18 protein-coding genes are annotated in these 16,512 nt (G+C 32.4%); 5 read left to right on the plus strand and 13 right to left on the minus strand.

Going from position 1 to position 16,512, the window contains the following annotated elements:
* Positions 1-6: 6 nt before the first annotated feature.
* The gene (locus Q0921_RS17650) at positions 7-1,032 is read right to left on the minus strand and encodes a DUF3078 domain-containing protein (protein WP_299259221.1); all 1,026 of its coding nucleotides are present in this window, start codon (positions 1,030-1,032) and stop codon (positions 7-9) included.
* A 171-nt stretch (positions 1,033-1,203) separates the two neighbouring features.
* Between Q0921_RS17650 and Q0921_RS17655 the strand changes: the two genes are divergently transcribed.
* On the plus strand, positions 1,204-1,635 hold the full coding sequence (locus tag Q0921_RS17655; RefSeq protein ID WP_299259222.1) for an N-acetyltransferase: 432 nt from the start codon (positions 1,204-1,206) through the stop codon (positions 1,633-1,635).
* Positions 1,636-1,697: 62 nt separating this feature from the next.
* On the opposite strand, the gene Q0921_RS17660 is transcribed toward Q0921_RS17655, so the two are convergent.
* The 5 genes from Q0921_RS17660 to Q0921_RS17680 form a co-directional block, all read right to left on the minus strand.
* The gene (locus Q0921_RS17660) at positions 1,698-2,645 is read right to left on the minus strand and encodes a DUF3078 domain-containing protein (protein ID WP_299259224.1); all 948 of its coding nucleotides are present in this window, start codon (positions 2,643-2,645) and stop codon (positions 1,698-1,700) included.
* Positions 2,646-2,837: 192 nt separating this feature from the next.
* Positions 2,838-3,347 (minus strand): DUF2480 family protein, encoded by a 510-nt coding sequence (locus tag Q0921_RS17665; RefSeq protein ID WP_299259226.1) that lies wholly within the window; start codon positions 3,345-3,347, stop codon positions 2,838-2,840.
* Between the two features lie 23 nt (positions 3,348-3,370).
* Positions 3,371-3,694 (minus strand): DUF59 domain-containing protein, encoded by a 324-nt coding sequence (locus Q0921_RS17670; protein ID WP_299259228.1) that lies wholly within the window; start codon positions 3,692-3,694, stop codon positions 3,371-3,373.
* Between the two features lie 51 nt (positions 3,695-3,745).
* Complete coding sequence (locus Q0921_RS17675; protein WP_299259230.1) at positions 3,746-4,168, minus strand: SufE family protein; 423 nt, start codon at positions 4,166-4,168, stop codon at positions 3,746-3,748.
* A gap of 95 nt (positions 4,169-4,263) precedes the next feature.
* Positions 4,264-5,478 (minus strand): aminotransferase class V-fold PLP-dependent enzyme, encoded by a 1,215-nt coding sequence (locus Q0921_RS17680; protein ID WP_299259870.1) that lies wholly within the window; start codon positions 5,476-5,478, stop codon positions 4,264-4,266.
* A gap of 78 nt (positions 5,479-5,556) precedes the next feature.
* On the opposite strand from Q0921_RS17680, the gene Q0921_RS17685 reads away from it, so the two are divergent.
* Entirely contained in the window at positions 5,557-6,909 is a 1,353-nt protein-coding gene (locus Q0921_RS17685) for a serine hydrolase (RefSeq protein WP_299259232.1), read from the plus strand.
* 55 nt (positions 6,910-6,964) lie between these two features.
* On the opposite strand, the gene Q0921_RS17690 is transcribed toward Q0921_RS17685, so the two are convergent.
* The 7 genes from Q0921_RS17690 to Q0921_RS17720 all read right to left on the minus strand — a co-directional run bounded on the left by Q0921_RS17690 (position 6,965) and on the right by Q0921_RS17720 (position 12,997).
* Positions 6,965-7,945: a YARHG domain-containing protein gene (locus Q0921_RS17690; RefSeq protein WP_299259234.1), complete on the minus strand. Its 981-nt coding sequence runs from the start codon at positions 7,943-7,945 to the stop codon at positions 6,965-6,967.
* The gene (locus Q0921_RS17695) at positions 7,942-8,505 is read right to left on the minus strand and encodes a DUF2306 domain-containing protein (protein ID WP_299259236.1); all 564 of its coding nucleotides are present in this window, start codon (positions 8,503-8,505) and stop codon (positions 7,942-7,944) included. Before Q0921_RS17695 ends, Q0921_RS17690 begins: the two co-directional genes overlap by 4 nt.
* Before the next feature lie 126 nt (positions 8,506-8,631).
* A complete protein-coding gene (gene sufD, locus Q0921_RS17700; protein ID WP_299259238.1) occupies positions 8,632-9,945 on the minus strand; it encodes a Fe-S cluster assembly protein SufD in 1,314 nt (437 codons plus the stop codon).
* Positions 9,946-9,947: 2 nt separating this feature from the next.
* Positions 9,948-10,700, minus strand: coding sequence for a Fe-S cluster assembly ATPase SufC (gene sufC, locus Q0921_RS17705; RefSeq protein WP_299259240.1), 753 nt, complete (start codon positions 10,698-10,700; stop codon positions 9,948-9,950).
* A 31-nt stretch (positions 10,701-10,731) separates the two neighbouring features.
* On the minus strand, positions 10,732-11,151 hold the full coding sequence (locus Q0921_RS17710) for a hypothetical protein (protein WP_299259242.1): 420 nt from the start codon (positions 11,149-11,151) through the stop codon (positions 10,732-10,734).
* Positions 11,152-11,177: 26 nt separating this feature from the next.
* Entirely contained in the window at positions 11,178-12,623 is a 1,446-nt protein-coding gene (sufB, locus tag Q0921_RS17715; protein ID WP_299259244.1) for a Fe-S cluster assembly protein SufB, read from the minus strand.
* Between the two features lie 44 nt (positions 12,624-12,667).
* Positions 12,668-12,997 carry an iron-sulfur cluster assembly accessory protein gene (locus Q0921_RS17720; protein WP_299259246.1) on the minus strand — a complete coding sequence of 110 codons (330 nt, stop codon included), beginning with the start codon at positions 12,995-12,997 and terminating at the stop codon, positions 12,668-12,670.
* 345 nt (positions 12,998-13,342) lie between these two features.
* Here Q0921_RS17720 and Q0921_RS17725 point away from each other — a divergent pair, with 345 nt between their 5' ends.
* The 3 genes from Q0921_RS17725 (at position 13,343) to Q0921_RS17735 (ending at position 16,508) form a co-directional block, all read left to right on the plus strand.
* Complete coding sequence (locus Q0921_RS17725) at positions 13,343-14,047, plus strand: LytTR family DNA-binding domain-containing protein (protein ID WP_299259248.1); 705 nt, start codon at positions 13,343-13,345, stop codon at positions 14,045-14,047.
* Positions 14,048-14,058: 11 nt separating this feature from the next.
* Positions 14,059-15,363, plus strand: a complete 1,305-nt coding sequence (locus tag Q0921_RS17730; RefSeq protein WP_299259251.1) for a sensor histidine kinase — start codon at positions 14,059-14,061, stop codon at positions 15,361-15,363.
* A gap of 197 nt (positions 15,364-15,560) precedes the next feature.
* Complete coding sequence (locus tag Q0921_RS17735) at positions 15,561-16,508, plus strand: hypothetical protein (protein WP_299259253.1); 948 nt, start codon at positions 15,561-15,563, stop codon at positions 16,506-16,508.
* The last annotated feature ends 4 nt before the right edge of the window (positions 16,509-16,512 follow it).

The raw sequence follows: 16,512 nt of genomic DNA on the forward strand, positions 1-16,512 counted from the left end.
TAGTTTTTAAAACTCATAGTTAAGTCCCAGCCCAAGAACTTCTCGAATTTGGAAGCCACTAGCAGCGTTATCGTCATAGATTGCCTGAAAGACAAAACTTCCGGAAATGTACTTGTTCACGACAAGGTTTAAGTTTAGGGTATAATCAATATCTACGTTATAAGGATCTTCTATATAATTAGAGTATAGATTAAGAATGTTTTCCATGGTGATATTTTTTATTACCTGAAACTTGACATATGCAGATAAGGATCCACCAAATTCAAATCGAGAGCTCCTGCCTTCATCTACTCCAAAATAGTCACCATCCTCGTAATCAGGAACGCTTGTAAACTGATTATCAACAAAAATCATACGAGAAGTAACGGGAGCAATATTGACATTAAAATCATCACTTTTTTTCCATAAAATACCGGGACCAATTTGTAGAAAGGCAGGAGAAAAGAAATCAGTTTCTTCTGTCCGTATTGTTTCATCAGTATTTGGATCTTTACTAAAGCTATACCCTTTGGCAAACTGAGATCTAAAGTTAACAAATAACGAATAGTTCCAGAAACCCTCACCAATTCGTTGTCCTAATCGAGAATTTAATTCAATCCTGTCATTGGTTTTGCGGGCAAAGTTCTCTCCTTTTAAAAACGTAAGACCATAGTCTGCTAAGACTTTATTATCCCACGTTAGGCTATTTTTTTTGTAATTGAATTCATAATTAAGCGTAGCATTACCCGCAATGTTAGAGGTTCCTCCACCTTGCCAATCATAATTAAAAGCGGATTGATTAAAGAAAAAAGAAAACTTTCCGAAAGATTTCCACCCTATATGTGGCTTTTTAACAGGTTTAGGGGTTAATTTTTTTAAAAGATCTTTTAATACAATGACGTTAAGCTCCTTTGGAGTATCTTTTAGTAAACTATCTAAAGACCTTGCTAAACGAACCTGAATAGAGTCTAGTTGTTTTATTTCTTTCTTTTCTTGACCAATTAATTCAGACATAGAAATGAATAAAAAAATAAACAAAACAATCTTTCGCATAGTATAAATAATGAATTTGTGCACAAATATACTTTATGTGCGCAGCTTTTTCAAATATGGCCAAATTGAGCCGAAATAGTTATTTAATGAAGAGTGCTTGCTATATTAAAAAGAACTTTTATTTTTTAAAAATAGTATATAATAGTCACAAAATTATTCTAAGAAAAGGAGATGAACATAAAACTGATCAAGGCAGAAGAGATAGATATGGTTTTTTTAGTAAAGCTAAGAAAGTTAACCATGGTCGAATATCTAGAAAAAGCAGGACTATATTTAACGGATGATCAGCACTTATCTAGAGTAAAAATACATTTTGATGCAGCATATATAGTAAAACAACTGGACGAAACAGTAGGTTTGTTAAAATATATTGAAAACAAAAACACCATAGAAATACTTCAGTTTCAGATACTACCAAAATATCAAGGAAAGGGAATTGGCAATTATCTTCTTAACTATATGATACAGCTATCAGTCTCTCTTCATAAAAATATACTACTGAAAGTGCTAAAAAAAAACCCAGCGAGACATTTATATGAAAGAAATGGCTTTTGTATTATTGGAGAAGATCAATATGAGTTTCATATGGAGTTTAAGAAATGATTGAAATAGCGAGAGGCGTCTAGATATCTAAACGCCTCTTGTTATAAGAAAATATTTTCTACTTAGAAAGAGTAACTCAATCCAAGGTTCCAAAAAGATTGTAACTCATTATCTGTGTTTTCTAAAGTAGGAGTCACAGTCGGAGGAGGAACAGCTAAAGCAGCTTGCCCTAAAGCATAATTAAATGCTTCTTGTTTGTTTCCTCTAAGACCAAAATCAAACCCTACTCCAATCGCTTTCCAAAAAGTATAAGAAAAAGAATTAGTCCAAGTCCAGTTAGAATAATCACCATCTTCATAGCTTAAGAAAGCAGAAAGATTAGTTTTAAAGTTTATGGCTCCGATTTTACGCGTATAATCTGCAACGATTTTTGCTCCCAAAGAAGACTCGTATTGTGCCGCTCCTTCACTAAATACAAAATTGTAGTTAAGAGGATGTACAACCACTATTAAGTTACTAATAGGAGTCCAGGTAACACCCACACCAAGATCTAAGTATCCTGGGTCGTTGAAATTACTTAATACAGAAGTTCTATATTCTCCTAATGTTGATACAGCAAGTGTTTCGGTAAGCTTGTAACCGAATAACGAAGTTATATTAAATACATCCGTCGATTCTCTGAAGCTATCATCATCTGTTGGATCATCTTTATCATCCAATTTTACCCAAGCAAGGTTAACATTAGCACTATTTCTCCAAAAGTATTTTTCTTGTAATAAATTAGCATATGCATTTACTGTAACACCTATTGTTCCAGCATCGTTATTTGGAATCCCTTGAGAAAACCAGTTATTAAATCCAGAAATGCTTCCTCCAATAGTACCAAAAGCACCTATTTTCCATCCCGGTAATGCATCTAGCTGAGATTGGATAGCATTCGCTCTTCCTTGTATTGCTGCAATAGAATCCTTTTTTGCAGATAAATTTGTTTTCAATTCTTCTTCTGTTTGTGCAAATCCAGTGTGGACACCAGCCAATAAAAGAATAAGTGAGAATACGATTTTTTTCATAATTAATAGTTTTAAGTAGTTAGTTTTTACATCTAAAAAATCCTTTGTTAAGAAAGATTTTGTAAAAACAAGTTCAAGATTTACGTAAAATTTTGCGTTGGCAAATATACTTGAAGTAACGTTTTTCAATGTAAAAGAAAGTAATTGTTAAAACGATTTTCGATAAAAAACAGTTTTACGGGATGAAATGAACTATTTTCTCTTAAATAGAGGGACTGACGAGCAGGCTTCTCCATACATGATGCTTTTGGCAATAGGTTGTAGTTTTTGAATAAGCTCTATATAAGCGCTCTCAGGAACAGGTTTATTAGAACACCCTTTTATAATCAGAAGTTTGTCTTGATATTCCGAAACATCAAGTGCATTTATAATACTGGTATATAGAATGGTTTCTAGGTTTTCCAATGATCCAACAGCTATCTTTTTAGCAAAAGGTATTAATGAGCTTGTTAACAATAGGTATGCCCAACCTGGAATAATAGCGTCTGTCGAGCAACTTAGAGCAACATATTTATTCTGATACTGACTCCAATCATGATCAGAAACGTGTTTTCTAAAATCTTTTTCGCGAAGCATAAAACCCTCAAAAAGCCAGCCTGTTATATCAAACAAAACACGCTCTCCATTAGGATAGTGCTCTTCTAGATCAAAAGTGATTAGATTTTTATTATTAGCGACTCTATTGATAATTTCTTCTGCCATTCGTTGATAGGTATATGTTTTCCTTAAAGCATGCCTAATTCTAACTTCGCTTCTTCACTCATTAGATCTTGTGTCCAAGTTGGCTCAAAAGTAAGCTCTAGTTCTACATCATTTACAGCATCTAGAGATTTTACTTTTTCCTTAACCTCTTCTGGTAGTGATTCTGCAACAGGACAATTAGGAGATGTAAGGGTCATAAGAATTTTCACATCATAGTCCTCATTTACAAAAACGTCATATATTAATCCTAGTTCATATATATCAACCGGAATTTCTGGATCATAAATTGTTTTTAGTACTCGTACAATTTTTTCTCCAAGCTCTGTTGTATCTATAGTTTCGCTCATAGTATATTATTAGTCGATTTCGACAAGCTTAGCCTGACATTGAAAAACGAATTAATTTAGTTGTGTTTGGTATGCAATTGCATACATTTTTAATTGTTTGATCATACTTACCAATCCGTTTGCTCTGGTTGGTGATAAATGCTCTTTTAAACCAATTTCATCAATAAAAGCAGTATCTGCATCCATAATATCTTTTGGGTGTTGACCAGAAAATACTCTGATCAGAATAGCAATAATACCTTTTGTTATGATAGCATCGCTATCTGCAGTAAATTCGATTTTGTCGTCTATCATTTCTGCGTGAACCCAAACTTTACTCTGGCAACCTTTTATGATATTCTCATCGATTTTATATTTCTCTTCAATTAAGGGAAGTGATTTACCAAGATCTATCATGTATTCATAGCGCTGCATCCAATCATCAAACATGCTAAACTCATCAACAATCTCTTCCTGAAGTTCTTGTATAGACATATACTTACAATTTTTTACAAAAATACAACAAGAATAGTTGCCATTCAATACTTTCTGTCAATGATAAGATAGTATTAACTAATGACTTTATTTTTTTAACCTAGCATCATTTTTGCCTTTTTTACAGCTTCTACCAGAATATCAATTTCTTCTTTGGTATTATAAAAAGAAAAAGAAGCGCGAATGGTCCCTGGGATTTTATAAAAATCCATTATTGGCTGAGCGCAATGGTGGCCAGTACGAACAGCAACTCCCAATTTGTCAACAATAGAACCTATGTCATATGGATGGATAGTATCTATATTAAAGGAGATAACTGAGGTTTTGTTTTTAGAAGTTCCATAGATTTTTAATCCTTCTATTTCCAATAGTTTTTTAGTTCCGTAGTCTAATAGTTCATTTTCATAATCAGCAATAGTATCAAAACCAATGTTGTTCATATAATCTAAAGCCACTCCAAAAGCAATTCCTCCACAGATATTAGGTGTTCCAGCTTCAAACTTATGCGGAAGACCAGCATATGTTGTTTTTTCAAAAGTTACTTGATCAATCATTTCTCCACCACCTTGATATGGTGGTAGTTTATTTAACCACTCTTCTTTTCCGTATAATAAACCAACACCAGTAGGCCCACAAAGTTTATGTGCAGAAGCAACGTAAAAGTCTACACCTAATTCCTGAACATCGGGTTTAATATGAGGACAAGATTGCGCACCATCAATTAATACAGCAGCGCCGACATTATGAGCTTTTTGTATAATTTCTTCGATCGGATTAATAGTTCCTAAAGCATTAGAAATATGATTGGTAAAAACCAATTTTGTTTTATCAGAAAGTAATTGATCATAGACATCCATTAACAGCTCTCCTTCTTCATTCATAGGGATCACTTTAAGAATAGCTCCCGTTCTTTCGCAAAGCATTTGCCAAGGAACAATATTAGAATGATGCTCTAAAGCCGAAACGATAATCTCATCACCTTTAGCGAGCAAATTAGTGAAACCTGTAGCTACAATATTGATGCTGTGTGTTGTTCCAGAGGTTAGGATAATTTCGTGTGTGTGTTTTGCATTAAAATGATTTTGAACCTTTTTACGTGCAATTTCATAAGCATCAGTAGCTTCTTGTGATAGTGTATGTACACCACGATGAATATTAGCATTGTAATTGCTGTAATAATCTACAATTGCATCTATCACTACTTGAGGAGTTTGTGATGTGGCTGCATTATCAAAATATACCAAAGGTTTTCCGTTTACTTCTCTTTTCAGAATAGGAAAATCTTCTCGTATTTTCTGTACATCTAGCATATCAATTTCTTTCTGCAAAAATAGGAACTATTTCTAAGTGATATTGTTTATTTTTAAAAGGATTTAACACCTTATACAATGAAGCGATTTAAAAAGATTTTAGGATATGGATTCATAGCGATAGTGGGACTCATAGTTATTAGTGCTTTTTGGAACTATCCTAAACTTACGATACTTTCAGGGTATTCTGCCAAAAACATGGCTTCATCTGTTTTTATCGGGAATCGTAGCGTAGAATTTACGGATATTAATGACAATAATTTTGCTCCGGTAAATCTAGCAGATGATGAGGTAGATATGACCAAAAAGTCTGTAATAGCTTCTGTTTTTGGACTAAAAGAAAGAAAAGCAATTTATAGAGAAGGGCTCGGAAGTGTGCTAATTGATGATGATTTTGATGAAAAAGCTCCTTATTTAAAACCTAATCGTAATAAAGTAAAAACGAATTTACCTTTTCCATATGGAGATTTGTCTCAAAAAGATACAGTGTTTACGACTATTGATTATGATAAAATAAATGGTGTTGTTAATTCTATTTTTGATAAAGAAGGAGAGGATATAAAGAAAACAAGAGCAGTTTTAGTCATCCATAAAGATCAAATAATAGCGGAAAAATATGCAGATGGACTAGACCAAAATTCTATTTTGTTAGGATGGTCTATGACCAAAAGCATATTGGCGACAAACTATGGAATATTGCAGAAACAGGGTAAAATTGATATTAATTCTAAAGCACCGGTGAGTTGGTGGCAAAGTGATGGAAGGAGAAATATCACAATTAGCAACCTATTGCAAATGAACTGCGGTTTGGCTTGGGATGAAGATTATGGTTCTATTTCTGATGCTACTAAGATGCTTTATATAGATGAAGATATGACGAAGCCTCAGATCTATAAAGAAGCAATTCATAAGCCAAATGAATATTGGTATTATTCATCTGGTGTTACTAATTTATTATCCGGTATTTTGAGAGGACATTTTGAGAGTTACCAAGAGTATCTTGATTTTCCGTATCGAGAATTTATTGATAAAATAGGAATGAACTCTATGCTCATAGAAACAGATATGGCGGGTAATTATGTGGGTTCTTCTTATGCCTGGGCAACGGTTCGGGATTGGGCAAAATTTGGTTTGCTATATCTACACAGAGGCAATTGGAATGGAGAACAAATTTTTAATACAGATTGGGTAGATTATGTAACCACTCCAAGCCGAACATCAGAAGGTGATTATGGTGGTCATTTTTGGCTCAATGCAGGAGGTTTTTATCCTGATGCTCCCAGAGATATGTATTCTGCTAATGGATTTCAGGGACAACGTGTATTTATTATCCCTTCTAAGGATCTGGTAATTGTACGTTTTGGATTAATTGGAGATGCTGGTGTGGATTTTAATACATTTCTAAAAGAGATTGTTGGTGCAATAAAATAATAATAGACCTGTCAGGTTTTTTAAAACCTGACAGGTCTAAATGAAATAGGTTAAATTATCTGCCGAAATAATCATAATAGCGTTCCGCATGTTGCTCATAGCGTTTGATCAAATCAATGTTTTTCTTTTCAAGATCAGTTAATTGACTTCTAACATCTGTAGAGATCGGAATATACCAATCTATATGATTATCAAAAAAGTAGCGCATTTTACGGTTTTTAAAAGAATACCCGTGTCTGGCGTAAATTAGATTTCTAAGTACTTCTAACTCTCCTTTATTTAAATTTTCTATACCTTGATTGGTTAATTCTTCAGTGGAGGCATTAAGTTTTCCAATAACTTTTGCACTAATCGCTTCCATTTCTCCACCTTCTTCATCTTGAGAATCATAAAGAGCTAAATTATAATCATAGTCAACATCAAAATTTAAATTTAATTTTGGATCATATTTAAACTCTTTCTTTTTTAGGTTGTAATCTCTTTTAGGAACTGCCAAATTTTTATCATTAGCAATCCAGATTCCTTTAACTCTTGTCTTTTCAGGATAAAAAGTAAACTCGAAACCCCCATCATATCTATCATCTCCAGGTTCTAAAACCTTTGCGAATAAAGCTTTTGAATCAAACAGCCCTTTAAATAATCTAGCATTACCAGCAACCACTGAATGGCCGAATAGAGAGTCTCTTTTTATGTGATCTATAGAGATATTGATTTTATTAGAATATGAGCCGTTTTTTTCTGAAACACTTTGGTAATCAATAGTATTAAAACTTCCAACATAATAACCCAATAAATCTTTATGATCAGAATCTTCGTTAAAAACCTTTTTTTCAAAAGTGATCATTGGATTTTCTTCTTGACTAGTGGTTTTGGAAACTTTTTCAACTACCTCATTATTTTCTAGCGTAGTAATCTTGCTTTCTTTGGTAGTAGTTTCATTTTCAATTACTGTAGTTATTTCTGTCTTTTCTTTCTGTACTTCTTTTTTACAAGAGATAAAGAGAAGAACGAATACTAAGAAGATGGCGTTTTTCATTTTTTAATATATTTTATAATAATAATTTCGGCGATAAGTAGGTTTAATACCCAACCTAGCCATGCTACAACTTGATATACATCCATAGGTCTTGGCTGAAAAACCAGAACAATCAGGTATTTCCATAATCGTAAAGTTATAGCAGATAACGTCAATGCAAAACTTCTGATCATAAAAATTTGATGTTTTTGATAATCACCTTGTTTAATTGATAAAAATGCTTTCAAAGTAAACCAAAACCAACCAATAGCTAATAAACAGAAAGCTAGTTGTGACCAGAATCCACCATTTGCATAATACCCAATAATCAGTCCGGATGGAGCTGCAAATAGGAGTACAGAGGCTATATACACCCAACCAATAACTTTATGAACTTTGGTATACTCTGTTCCTATCTTTTTAGAAAACTGTGTAAAGCCCGCAAATAAAGAGAAAACAGAGAATGTTACATGAACATAAAAGGCAATTTTGTAATGTGTGAAATGAACATATTGTTGTTTGATTCGTAAAAATGCTACATCAAAGTCAATAGGAAAATACTGAAGTGTAATCTGAAACATCAATACACAGAAAAATGTATAAAGAACTAGGATAACTATTTGATATACTATTGTTTTCCGCATAGAAATAAAAAACCTCAACAAAGATATGAAGAGGTTTAGTATATATGTTAGGATTATTCGTTTCTACAAATCAAAACCAATATCTACGCCAAGCTTGTTAGCGATCAATTTATTGATTCGTTGTTTAAGTTGAGGTATTTTTACACTTTCTAATACATTATTGGCAAAAGCATACATCAATAGAGCTCTGGCTTCTTTCTCACCAATTCCTCTGGATTTCATATAAAACAAAGCTTGTTCATCCAACTGACCAATTGTACAACCGTGAGAACATTTTACATCGTCTGCAAAAATCTCTAGTTGAGGTTTAGAATTAATAGTTGCCTTATCACTTAATAAAATATTGTTATTCGACTGAAAAGCATTGGTTTTCTGAGCCTCTTTGTTTACAATGATTTTACCATTAAACACACCTGTAGCTTTTTCATCAAAAATACCTTTGTAGTCCTGATGGCTTTCGCAATTAGGTTCAGTATGGTGAACTAATGTATTGTGATCTACGTGTTGCTTACCTTCTATAATTGTAACTCCATTAAGGATAGAATCAATTCCTTCTCCTTTTTGATAGAAATTTAAATTATTTCTGGTCACATTTCCTCCAAAAGCAAAAGTATGAACTGATGCTACGCTTTGCGCTTGTTGTTCAATATATGTATTGTCAACTAACGAAGCATTTTCATTGTCATTCTGGATTTTATAATAATCTACAAAAGCTCGCTTATCTACAAAAATTTCTGTAACGGAATTAGTTAAAACAGGATTTTCAGTTAAGCTTTGGTGACGCTCAATAATCTGTACGTGAGAATTTTCTTCGACTACGATAAGGTTACGAGGCTGTAAAAGCTGAGTTGATTCTTTTCCTGTAGAGAAATGAATAATTTGTATCGGCTTATCTGCTTGCTTGTTCTTTGATATGTAAATATAGGCTCCTTCATTAGAGAAAGCTGTATTTAGTGATGTAAGACCGTCTTCTGGAGCAATTTTATTAAAATAATTGTCAATAATAGGCTTATACTTTTCATGACTTAGAGCAGAAGACATTAAACAAACGTCAATTTTATCATGAGTAGTTTCTGATAAATGAGAAGAATATTTGCCATCGATAAACACAATTTTATACGTGTCTAGATCATAAAGAAAGTATTTTTTTACATCTTTAAATTCTAGCGCATTTTCTTCTTTTGGAAAAATACTATAATCATGTTTCAGAATAGCATTTAATGAAGTATACTTCCAGGCTTCTTCCTTTTTAGTAGGAAACCCCTTTTCTTCAAAGACTTTTATAGCTTGACTTCTGATATCATGAACAGGAGCATCTACGTCTACTGTATTTTCAAAAGCAAGAAAAGAAGATATTAATTTTTCTTTCAGCTCCATAACTATGCGTTTATCTCTTCTTTAATCCAATCGTATCCTTTTTCTTCTAATTCTAAAGCTAATGCTTTAGTTCCAGACTTCACTATTTTACCATCATATAAAACGTGTACAAAATCAGGTACGATATGATCTAATAAGCGCTGATAATGAGTGATAACAATAACAGCATTGTCCTTACTTTTTAATTTATTTACACCATTAGCTACAATACGTAAAGCATCAATATCTAATCCAGAATCAGTTTCATCCAAAATAGCTAGTTTAGGCTCCATCATCGCCATCTGGAATATTTCATTTCGTTTTTTCTCACCACCAGAAAACCCTTGGTTAAGAGAACGAGATAAAAATTTACGATCAATATCTAGTAATTCAGATTTCTCTCGAATTTTCTTTAGCATATCCTTGGCTGGCATTTCTTCCAGACCTTGTGCTTTTCTAGTCTCATTAATTGCGGTTTTCATGAAATTGGTAACCGTAACACCTGGAATTTCTACCGGATATTGGAACGAAAGAAAAACACCTTTATGAGCACGTTCTTCTGCTGCTAATTCCTCGATGTCTTCACCGTTTAATAGGATGCTGCCTTCAGTTACTTCATATTCTTCTTTTCCTGCTACAATACTGGCTAACGTACTTTTACCGGCACCGTTAGGACCCATTATCGCATGAACTTCTCCTGCTTTTACATGTAAGTTAAGACCTTTTAAGATTTCTTTATCTTCAACGCTAGCGTGCAAATCCTTAATTTCTAACATCTTCTGTTTTTATATCTTTTTAAATAAATTTTTAGTGATTATGACCTTCATGTCCTGTATCACTTGACTCTTGTATTGAATCTGAGGATTTTATCTTTGTTGGCAATTCTTCTGTTGGCTCACTCACACCAACAATTTCTTTTATTTCTACAACTTGTGGCCAACCATCTTCTGTATTGGGCTTTATAATACCTTTAATTACTACGGGTACCATATCATATTCTTCTCTTTGTAATGGTTTTACTTTTTTAGCCAATTCATATGCCATTTCATCAATGATTACTCCATAAATAAAATCCTTACCTTTTAGAACACCCGCGTCATCAATTAATATGTATTCTCCGCGAATCAGGCTTGATTCAATATCAGAATCCGATGATGAATTGGATTTTTCGTTTTTACAAGAAAAAATTAATAGGCTTACAATGATGAGTAGAAATGGTTTTTTCATTTATGTGAATTTGTTAGTTATACACTTTATCCTACAGAACCCTCTAGAGAAATTTCCAAAAGTTTTTGGGCTTCTACTGCAAACTCCATTGGTAGTTTGTTCAATACCTCTTTACTAAAACCATTAACGATCAATGCAATTGCTTTTTCTGTATCAATACCTCTTTGGTTACAGTAAAAGATTTGATCTTCTCCAATTTTACTGGTAGTAGCTTCGTGTTCTATTTGAGCAGTTTTATTCTTTGCTTCAATATAGGGAAACGTATGAGCACCACATTCATTGCCCATAAGTAAAGAATCGCATTGAGAAAAATTACGGGCATTGGTTGCTCTGCTATTAATCTGTACTAATCCTCGGTAGCTATTTTGAGACTTTCCTGCAGAAATTCCTTTAGAGATAATTGTACTTTTCGTATTCTTACCTAAATGGATCATTTTAGTTCCCGTATCAGCCTGCTGATAATTATTAGTTACCGCTATGGAGTAAAATTCACCCACAGAATTATCTCCTTTAAGTATACAAGAAGGATATTTCCAGGTTACTGCTGATCCAGTTTCTACTTGTGTCCAAGAGATTTTAGCATTTTTTTCGCAAATACCACGCTTTGTTACAAAATTAAAAACACCACCTTTTCCTTCAGCATTACCAGGGTACCAGTTTTGTACGGTAGAGTATTTAATTTCTGAATCATCTAGTGCTATAAGTTCTACCACCGCTGCGTGTAATTGATTTTCATCTCTTGAAGGAGCTGTACAACCTTCCAGATAACTTACGTAGCTTCCTTCATCGGCAATAACCAATGTACGCTCGAATTGACCCGTACCAGCTTGATTAATCCTAAAATAGGTTGATAATTCCATCGGACATCTTACACCTTTAGGAATGTAGCAAAAAGAACCATCGCTAAATACAGCAGAGTTTAAAGCTGCGTAAAAATTATCTTTTTGTGGAACAACAGAACCTATATACTTTTTTACAAGTTCAGGATGTTCTTGTATTGCTTCAGAAATAGGACAAAAAATAATACCTTTTTCTCCAAGAGTTTCTTTAAAAGTAGTGGCTACAGAGACTGAATCCATTACAATATCTACAGCAACTCCCGCTAGTTTTTTTTGTTCATCCAGTGATATACCAAGTCTTTTGAAGGTATCCAATAATTCTGGATCTACTTCATCAAGGCTGTCGTACTTAGGCTTTTTATTAGGTGCCGAGTAATAAGAAATATCTTGGAAGTTAGGTTTTTCGTAATTTACATTAGCCCATTCCGGCTCTTCCATTTGTTCCCACACTTTAAATGCCTCTAGTCTCCAGTCGGTCATCCATTGAGGTTCATTTTTTTTCTTTGAAATCGCACGAACAATATCTTCATTTAGACCAACAGGAAAAGTTTCAGATTCTATATCAGTATAAAATCCGTACTCGTATTCTTTTGTTTCTAATTCTTTTTTTAAGTCGTCTTCAGTATATGCCATCTTGCTAAGTCTTAAGGGGTAGCTTAAGATCTTTTTTTAAATTTTTAAAGGGAAAAACTTTCTCCGCAACCGCAGGTTCTATTAGCGTTGGGATTGTTAAAAACGAAACCAGTTCCATTAAGTCCGCCAGAATATTCCAAGGTAGTACCAATTAAGTATAAAAAACTTTTCTTATCGACAATTATTTTTACACCATTGTCTTCAAAAACCTTATCTCCGTCGTCTTGAGTTTTATCAAATTTTAAGTCATACGACAAACCGGAACAACCTCCACTTTTAACACCTACACGAACGTAGTCTAAAGAAGCGTCATAGCCGTCATCGCTCATCAATTCTACGACCTTCTTTTTAGCTGTATCTGATACTTTAATCATACTATTATAAAATAGATTAATTCTAAATTGAATGCAAATATACTACATATGTAGGTTTTATTAACAAGTCCTAACATTTATCTAACATATATTGCAATAGGTATAATCTATAAACAATATACTTGATATGTATGTTTTATATTTATTTGTAAAATTTACGAGGCCATAAATAATAAATAAGGTTTGATTTTCTCACACTTATGTAAGTAACTATTTGGACGCTTTCACAAAACTATAATATTATAATAACATTTTTTTATGATGTTCGGCAACAATTTTAACGTTCCTTAGGTTAAGGAAATCAGTGCAGGGAATTACTTTTTTGGAATCGTAAACTTTTTAGAAATGAATTCAATTAAGTCAATTTTAATCGACGATGAAGAAGATGCTATCCAATCATTGCAATGGAAAATTTGTCGATACTGTCCTTATATTGAAATTGTTGAGACAATTTCGAACCCACTAGAGGCAATAAAAATTATTGAAAACACAAATCTGGATTGTGTTTTTATAGATATAAAGATGCCAAATCTCAATGGCTTTGACATTTTAGAAGCGTTACACCAAAGAAACTTTTCTGTTGTGATTACATCAGCTTTTGAGAACTATGCGCTAAAAGCCATACAGTTTTCTGTGTTTGACTATTTATTAAAACCCATTGACAAGGATGATCTTATCCGGGTTTATAAAAAACTTTGTCAAGATATTAATATAAGTAACTCTTCTGAAGCCGCTATTATAAAACTTTGTGTAAATGGAGTAATTCATTTTTTAAAAAAGGATGAGATTATTATGTTAAAAGCTGAAGGGAATTATACCAAAGTATTTTTAATTAATAACCGCAAGCTATTTTTATCAAAAACATTAAAAGAGGTTACAGAGGTATTACCTGACAGCTGTTTTTTTAGAGTTCATAACTCCTATTGTATCAATCTTAGTCATGTACAAGAATATAGAAAGAATCAAGGAGGTGTTATAATTATGAGTAATGGACAACATGCTAGTATTAGTAGAAATCGAAAAAATGAATTTCTAGTAAAAATGTATTAATTCTTTTTTCTTTGAAATCACAAGACTTCAATATATGGTTACAAGGCGTACTGTTTGTTATTTCTTTATATCCTTTGTTGATATATTTTAGAAGTAAAAACAGAATATTTCTTTTTTATAGCCTGTATGTAATTTGCCTTCTTTTTTATTTTTCGTATTACGGATCGATTGTTTTTTATGAAGCTTTTTTTTCTTCTCGAAAACCTATTATTTTTTATGGAGTGCAGTTTTTGGCATATTCTTTTTACATCTCGTTTATGCGGGAGTTGTTAGAGACTAAAAGATATATACCTACATGGGATTTTGTATTAAATGTTACCAAGTGGGTTTTTATAAGTTTTATTTTCCTAATAGGAATATTAGATGTTTTTGTATCACCAAAAGAACTTTTTGTATTTGTTACTATCGTATTAATCTTAATGACAGTTTTCGCTTTTGTAAGTTATTTTGTGGTATATAAAATAGAAGCTTCACAAGTTAAATTGCTTATTGTAGGGTCGTTTATTTATGTAATTATGGCTAACATAAGTCTTTATTTTTCTTCTGTTAGTAATGACCTATTATATGATTCTATAATTTTTATGGAAATAGGAGCAATTCTAGAAATTTTGATTTTTGCTCTGGCGATTGGCAATAAAATCAAGAAGATTTCTGATGATAAAAAAGAAACTCAATTGAGGTTAATGAGAAGTTCACTAGAGGCTTCTGAACTTAAACTAATTGCGCTTAAAACACAAATGAATCCTCATTTTATCTTTAATGTTCTTAATTCAATAAACAATTATATTCTTAAAAATGATATTGAAAAGGCATCAGATTATTTAACTAAATTTTCTAAACTTATCAGAAGGGTATTAAAAAACTCGACAGAAAGAACAATTTCATTATCACAGGAATTAGAAATTGTTAAAAGCTATATAGAACTGGAAAAGTTAAGGATGAAGAATGATTTTTCCTTTTATTTTGAAAAACCCGCAGACTTATCTAAAATACAGATTCCTCCGCTCTGTTTACAACCATTTATAGAAAATGCTATATGGCACGGCCTTCATCATAAAAAAGGAGAAAAACTATTAAAAATTAAAATTTGCCAACCTGATAAGCATAGTGTGAAAATAATAATTATAGATAATGGTATAGGGATAAAAAAAGCGGCTGAATTACGAAACACTTTGGATAACTGTTCATTTGGGTCTAAGGTCACAAGAGAAAGAATTGTTGCTATGCATCCTAAAAATAGCTTGTTTATAGAGAACTTTGAAAAAGAAAATACATTAGATCCTGGAACCAAAGTAACCATTCATTTACATAAATGACAAGCTATCATTCATTTGTAACCATCTGCTAAGTATTTTAAACCATCTACTAATATTCAGAACTCAGTAGTAATTAACTTCTATAACTTTGATAGTGTGTCTATTTTGAATATGTACGTATATAAACACAAAATTGATTTTGCGCAAGTCAAAAAACCTTAGAACTATATTGTTCACTAACTCTTAAAACCATTTTTATGAAAACCGTAAACAAAATTATCATTAAAACGATGCAAATTGCATTGGTTTTGATGTTCGTATTTTCTTGTACAAAAGATGAAACAACAGAGGTATATCAAGAACCAGATGCACTTTTAGAATCAGAATATGGATTAGAAGCTATTTCAGACAAAGAAATTCCTCAAGAAGTGCTAGATCAATTAGAAGCAACAAAAGAGAATTTAGCAAAGTACATGGGAAGTGTATTACAAATTGTTGATTATAAAATCATAGGAAAAGTTCCTAACACGAAAAGTTTAAACAAGACTTTTGAAGCAATATCAAAATCGTCTTCGACTGTAGCTTATGGGAATATTATGGATCCCGAAACAGTAGTTGTTGGAGATTTAAACAAGTTGCTTCCCAGTAAAACTCAGGAAGGAAGCGATCTTTTAAAAGATTACGCATCAGATCAGATTAAAGTGGGAGATAAAGCAATCGAATTGACCTGGAGTTATAAAGGAGAAACTTTCAAAACAACAACATTTTATAATGATCAAGGTATTACCTGGGATAACCTTATGATAGGGCTTATTATGATGAATCCAGTATCTGAAACCGAACTTAAGAATAATGCTAATGAAAAAGCTGGAGTAAGATGGAATTCATATAAAAGAAGCTGGTATGGAAATTGGCTTTGGGGTTCTAGAAGAGGAACTATTTATTATGAAATTACAGTGTATCATACTAATGGCACAGTCAGTAATACTGATATTACTGATTATGGGCATATGAATATTGGATCTGCTAAATCAGAAAGTAGAGTATTAAAAGAAACAGGAAGTTACGGAAGAGGTCAGTATGCTTTAGGACTTTGTACACCAATTGCTTCACTAAAATTTAATGATGATAAGTTCGAAGTTTCTGTGAGTGGAGTAGGAAGTAATATTATTTCTAACGGGACTAAGTCTCTTTATCCAAATTAATTAG

This window comes from uncultured Aquimarina sp., from assembly GCF_947496855.1.
In the GTDB taxonomy this organism is placed as follows: Bacteria; Bacteroidota; Bacteroidia; order Flavobacteriales; family Flavobacteriaceae; genus Aquimarina.